The sequence below is a fragment of the Streptomyces sp. NPDC029122 genome, assembly GCF_055569445.1.
The window spans coordinates 7420-12851 of the sequence record NZ_JBVHWK010000052.1 but is presented as its reverse complement, the minus strand read 5'-3'; the positions used below and the strand labels follow the sequence as shown (position 1 = coordinate 12851).

5 protein-coding genes are annotated in these 5432 nt (G+C 71.5%); 4 read left to right on the top strand and 1 reads right to left on the bottom strand.

Going from position 1 to position 5432, the window contains the following annotated elements; translation table 11 throughout:
- Positions 1-98: 98 nt before the first annotated feature.
- The gene (gene fabG / locus ACZ4WZ_RS33510) at positions 99-884 is read right to left on the bottom strand and encodes a 3-oxoacyl-ACP reductase FabG (RefSeq protein WP_467896838.1); all 786 of its coding nucleotides are present in this window, start codon (positions 882-884) and stop codon (positions 99-101) included.
- A 253-nt stretch (positions 885-1137) separates the two neighbouring features.
- Between fabG and ACZ4WZ_RS33505 the strand changes: the two genes are divergently transcribed.
- The 4 genes from ACZ4WZ_RS33505 (at position 1138) to ACZ4WZ_RS33490 (ending at position 5317) form a co-directional block, all read left to right on the top strand.
- Positions 1138-2409 carry a beta-ketoacyl-[acyl-carrier-protein] synthase family protein gene (locus ACZ4WZ_RS33505; RefSeq protein WP_467896836.1) on the top strand — a complete coding sequence of 424 codons (1272 nt, stop codon included), beginning with the start codon at positions 1138-1140 and terminating at the stop codon, positions 2407-2409.
- Positions 2406-3761 carry a ketosynthase chain-length factor gene (locus ACZ4WZ_RS33500; protein WP_467896834.1) on the top strand — a complete coding sequence of 452 codons (1356 nt, stop codon included), beginning with the start codon at positions 2406-2408 and terminating at the stop codon, positions 3759-3761. The genes ACZ4WZ_RS33505 and ACZ4WZ_RS33500 overlap by 4 nt, the downstream gene beginning before the upstream one ends.
- Before the next feature lie 111 nt (positions 3762-3872).
- Positions 3873-4376: a flavin reductase family protein gene (locus ACZ4WZ_RS33495; protein WP_467896832.1), complete on the top strand. Its 504-nt coding sequence runs from the start codon at positions 3873-3875 to the stop codon at positions 4374-4376.
- Positions 4377-4399: 23 nt separating this feature from the next.
- Entirely contained in the window at positions 4400-5317 is a 918-nt protein-coding gene (locus ACZ4WZ_RS33490) for an MBL fold metallo-hydrolase (protein WP_467896830.1), read from the top strand.
- Positions 5318-5432: the final 115 nt, after the last annotated feature.

The following is a 5432-nucleotide window of genomic DNA, read 5'->3' as shown; positions in this document are numbered from 1 at the left end:
CGGCCGGAGCCGAGACCGTGATCTCGTGCTCCACCTCCCGCAGACCGGACTGCGACATGCTCATGACTCCTTCAGACTCGGGACGAACCGTTCGGGGATCAGAAGTTGCCGAGACCACCGCAGACGTTCAGCGCCTGCGAGGTGATGGAGGCAGCGGTGTCCGAGGCCAGGTAGCCCACCAGCCCGGCGACCTCCTCCGGCGTCGAGTAGCGCCCCAGGGGGATCTTCGACTGGAACTTCTCCAGAATCGCTTCCTCGGTCGCGTCGTACGCGGCGGCATAGCCCTGCCGCACCCGCTGCGCCATCGGCGTCTCCACGTACCCGGGGCACACCGCGTTCACGGTGATGCCCGTCGGGGCCAGTTCATTGCCCAGCGCCTTGGTGAAGCCCACCACGCCGTGCTTGGAGGCGGAGTACGGAGCGCCCAGGACAACACCCTGCTTGCCCGCCGTGGACGCGATGTTGATGATCCGGCCCCAGTTCTTCGCCCGCAGACCACCCGTGGTCAGCGCCTCGCGCGTCACCCGGAACACACTGTTCAGGTTCGTGTCGATGACGTCGTGCCACAGCTCGTCATCGATGTCGGCCGTCACACCACCGCCGGAACGGCCCGCGTTGTTCACCACCACGTCGACACCGCCGAAACGGTCGACGGCGGCCTGGATCCACGTCCGGACCCCCTCGGCGGACCGGACGTCCACCACCGCTCCGTCCACCTCGAGGCCCTCGTCCTGGAGCTGCTTGACGGTCGCGGCGACATCGCCCGTACTGCGGGCACCGATGAACACCCGGTGCCCCTGACCGCCCAGCAGCCGGGCCACAGCCAATCCGATCCCACTGGTCGCACCCGTGACGACAGCAACCCGCCCAGCCTGCTCCGACATTCGAACTCCTCGATGCTCAACTACGTGACCTACGGGCAGGCTCCGGTCCGCCGCTGGAGGCCAACTCGAGCCAGCCTCGGAATCGCCCGCGTCAGCGCTCCTGGACAGCGGCCCGGCCGTCCCACCATCAGGGTTCGATCAGGCATCGAGTGGGGTTTCCCAGGCTCGGACGGCAGCAGGTTGCGAGAGGCAGGCGCGCCGCAAGCGCCGTACCGAATGCTCAGCAGAAGGACTCACTCGTGAAGGACACTCAATGAGCCGACGCGTCGTCATCACCGGAATCGGCGTGGTCGCACCCGGGGGGGTAGGCACCAAGGAGTTCTGGTCCCTCCTCACCGCCGGGAAGACCGCCACCCGCGCCATCAGCCTGTTCGACGCCTCCGCGTTCCGCTCCCGTATCGCCGCAGAGGCCGACTTCGACCCCCTCGACCACGGCTTCACCGCCGAAGAGGCCCTGCGACTCGACCGGGCAGCGCAGTTCGCGATCGTCAGCGCGGACGAGGCCCTGCGCGACAGCGGCCTCGCCGGCGCCGACCTGGACCCGACGCGCACCGGCGTCACCCTGGGCAGCGCGGTCGGCTGCACCACGGGACTCGACACCGAGTACAACGCGGTGAGCCGGGGCGGCAGCACCTGGCAGGTCGACCACACGCTGGCCGTCCCCCACCTGTTCGACTACTTCGTACCGAGCTCGATGGCGGCCGAAGTGGCCTGGCGCGTGAACGCCCAGGGTCCCGTCTCCGTGGTCTCCACCGGCTGCACCTCCGGCCTCGACTCCATCGGCCACGCCGTCGAGCTGATCCGCGAGGGCAGCGCCGACGTGATGATCACCGGTGCCACCGAGGCTCCGATCTCCCCGATCACCCTCGCCTGCTTCGACGCGATCAAGGCCACGTCTCCGCGCAACGACGAGCCCGAGACCGCCTCCCGGCCCTTCGACGCCACCCGCAACGGCTTCGTCCTGGGCGAGGGCTCCGCCGTCCTGGTGCTGGAGGACCTGGAGAGCGCCCGCAAGCGCGGTGCCCACGTCTACGCCGAGATCTCCGGCTTCGCCAGCCGCTGCAACGCCTACCACATGACCGGCCTGCGGGCGGACGGCGTGGAGATGGCCGAGGCCATCAAGGTCGCCCTCGACGAGGCCCGCCTCGACGCCACCGCCGTCGACTACATCAACGCGCACGGTTCGGGCACCAAGCAGAACGACCGCCACGAGACCGCCGCCTTCAAGCGCAGCCTCGGGCAGCGCGCCTACGAGGTCCCGGTCAGCTCCATCAAGTCGATGATCGGCCACTCCCTCGGGGCGATCGGCTCCCTCGAAGTCGCCGCCAGCGCCCTGGCCATCGAGTACAACACGGTGCCGCCCACCGCCAACCTGCACACCCCCGACCCCGCCTGCGATCTGGACTACACCCCGCTCACGGCGCGCGAACAGCGCACCGACACCGTCCTCAGCGTCGGCAGCGGATTCGGTGGCTTCCAGAGCGCCATGATCCTGACCCGCCCGCGCCTGGGAGATGCCGCATGACCACCGAAACCGAAGTCCGCCCCGGCGGCACGAGCCTCTCCCCGGCCGCCGCGCCCGTCGTCACCGGCATCGGTGTCACCGCCCCCAACGGGCTCGGTACCGAGACCTGGTGGAAGGCCGTACTGCGCGGCGAAAGCGGCATCCGCCCGATCGCCCGCTTCGACGCCGAGCAGTACCCGGCGAAGCTCGCCGGCGAGGTCCCCGGCTTCAACGCCGCCGACCACATTCCCAGCCGCCTCCTGCCGCAGACCGACCACATGACCCGGCTCGCGCTCACCGCGGCCGACGAGGCGCTCGCCGACGCGGGAGTCGACCCGGCCGAGCTGCCCGACTTCTCCGCCGGAGTCATCACGGCGAGCTCCGCGGGCGGCTTCGAGTTCGGGCAGAAGGAACTCGAAGCCCTCTGGAGCAAGGGCAGCCAGTACGTCAGCGCCTACCAGTCCTTCGCCTGGTTCTACGCGGTCAACACCGGCCAGATCTCCATCAAGAACGGGCTGCGCGGCCCCAGCGGCGTGCTGGTCACCGAGCAGGCCGGCGGTCTCGACGCGGTGGCCCAGGCCCGTCGCCAGCTCCGCAAGGGGCTCCGGCTGGTGGTCACCGGCGGTGTGGACTCCTCCATCTGCCCCTGGGGCTGGGCGGCGCACCTCGCCGGTGGCGAGCTGACCACCAGCGAGGACCCCGACCACGCCTTCCTGCCCTTCTCCCCCGACGCCGACGGCCACGTCGCCGGCGAAGGCGGCGCGCTCCTCGTCCTGGAGGACGCGGCCGCCGCCCGCGAGCGCGGCGCCGACATCTACGGAACCGTCGCCGGATACGCCTCCACCTTCGACCCCGCGCCCGGCTCGGGCGGCGCACCGCGCCTCCAGGCCGCCGCCGAACTGGCCCTGCGCGAGGCCGGGCTCACGCCCGCCGACATCGACGTGGTCTTCGCGGACGCGGCGGGACGGCGTGACGCGGACCGTGCCGAAGCCGAGGCCCTCACCGCCCTCTTCGGGGAGTACGGCGTCCCGGTGACCGCCCCGAAGACGATGACGGGCCGGCTCGCCGCCGGTGGCGCTTCCCTCGACCTGGCCGCCGCCCTGCTCTCCCTGCGCGACCAGGTGATCCCGCCCACCGTCAACACCGGCCCGCCCGCGGCGGACTGCCCGGTCGACCTCGTGACGGAGGCACGGCCCGGGCGGCTGCGTACCGCGCTGGTCCTGGCCCGCGGCCGGGGCGGCTTCAACGGGGCGGTGGGGTCCAGCTCCGGTCGGGAGTGGTGTGACCCCCAGGGCAGCCCCGGTGGACTGCTTTTCGCTCCGTCCACGCCTCCACCGCCACCGCAGCCCTCGGCGGGGGACCTCGGGCGTTAACGCCGTTAACGCCACAGCCGGCGGCGCGTCCCCGCCCCGAACGGGACACACCGCCGTGCCGCACAGGTTCCGGCCGCCCCACACCTCACTCTCCAAGAGCCAGGAGGACCGTTGCCCCCCATCGACCCCGTCGACTTCGCCCGCACGATGGCACGCGTGCCCACCCCGGTCACCGTCGTGACCACCGTGGACCAGGCCGGACAGCGCTGGGGCTTCACCGCCAGCTCGTTCAGCTCGCTGTCCCTCGACCCTCCCCTGGTACTGGTCTGCCCGGCGAAGACGGCCTCCTGCCACGAGGCCTTCATCACCGGCGACCGGTTCCTGGTCAATGTCCTGGCGGCGGAGCACGCCGACATCGCCAGCAGTTTCGCCCGCTCGGGGCACGACAAGTTCGCCGGCAGCCCCATGGAACCGTGCGAGTTCGGCCTCCCCGGCCTGCGCGACGCCACCGCCCGGATCGCCTGCACCCTCCACGACGTGCTGGACGGCGGCGACCACAGCATCCTCGTCGGCCGCGTCGAGTCCGTCTCCACGGGCGGCGCCGAGCCGCTGGTCTATTACAACCGCCTCTTCACCAGGCCCGGGGTGAGCCCTGTGCTCGCCTCCACCCCCTGAATGCCCTCAACCAGGAGAGAGCAGTGACCGAACGTTCACCGTCCGTCCCGCGGCTGCAAGAGGTCGCCGAAGACGTCTACGCGTACATCCAGCCGGACGGCGGCTGGTGCCTGAACAACGCGGGCCTGATCACCGCGGGCGGCCGTCCCGCACTGATCGACACGGCCGCCACCGAGTCGCGGGCCCAGGCGCTGAAGGACGCGGTCGCGCGGGTCACCCCGCACGCTCCGGGCTTCGTCATCAACACCCACCCGCACGGCGACCACACCTTCGGCAACCGCCTCTTCGCGGACGAGGCGGTGATCATCGCCCATGAGGCGACACGCGCCGAGATGGACCTCGCCGGTCTGCACCTCACCGGGCTGTGGCCCGAGGTCTGCTGGGGCGACGTCGGCGTGGAACTCCCCTCCCTCACCTTCCGCGCCCCGATCACCCTCCACCTCGGGGACGTCCGGGCCGAGGTGATGCACCTGGGGACCGCCCACACCAAGAACGACTCCGTCGTCTGGCTGCCCGAACAGCGTGTCCTGTTCACCGGCGACATCGTGATGTCCGGTGCCACGCCGTTCTGCCTCACCGGCTCGGTCTCCGGCTCCCTCGCCGTCACGGAGAAGCTGCGCGCGCTCGGCCCGCAGACCATCGTCTCCGGCCACGGCCCGGTCGGCGGGATCGAGCTGCTCGACTCCACCGAGGCCTACCTGCGCTACGTACAGGACCTCGCCGCGGCGGGCATCTCGGCGGGCCTGACCCCGCTGGAGGCGGCTCGCGAGGCCGATCTCGGCCCGTTCGCCGCGCTCCTCGACAGCGAGCGCCTGGTCCCCAACCTCCACCGTGCGTACGCGGAGGCCGCGGGCGCGGAGCCGGGGCACCATCTCGACATCGGGGAACTGTTCTCCGAGATGGTCGACTTCCACGGAGGCCTGCCCGCCTGCGCGGCCTGACGGGAACCGGGGGGGGGGGGGGGGGGGGGGGGGGGGGGGGGAGGGACCCCCCGGGGGGGGTGGGGAGTTGTTGCGCTGGCTTTGGGATGGAAGGAGCGTGGGGGGGGGGGGGGAG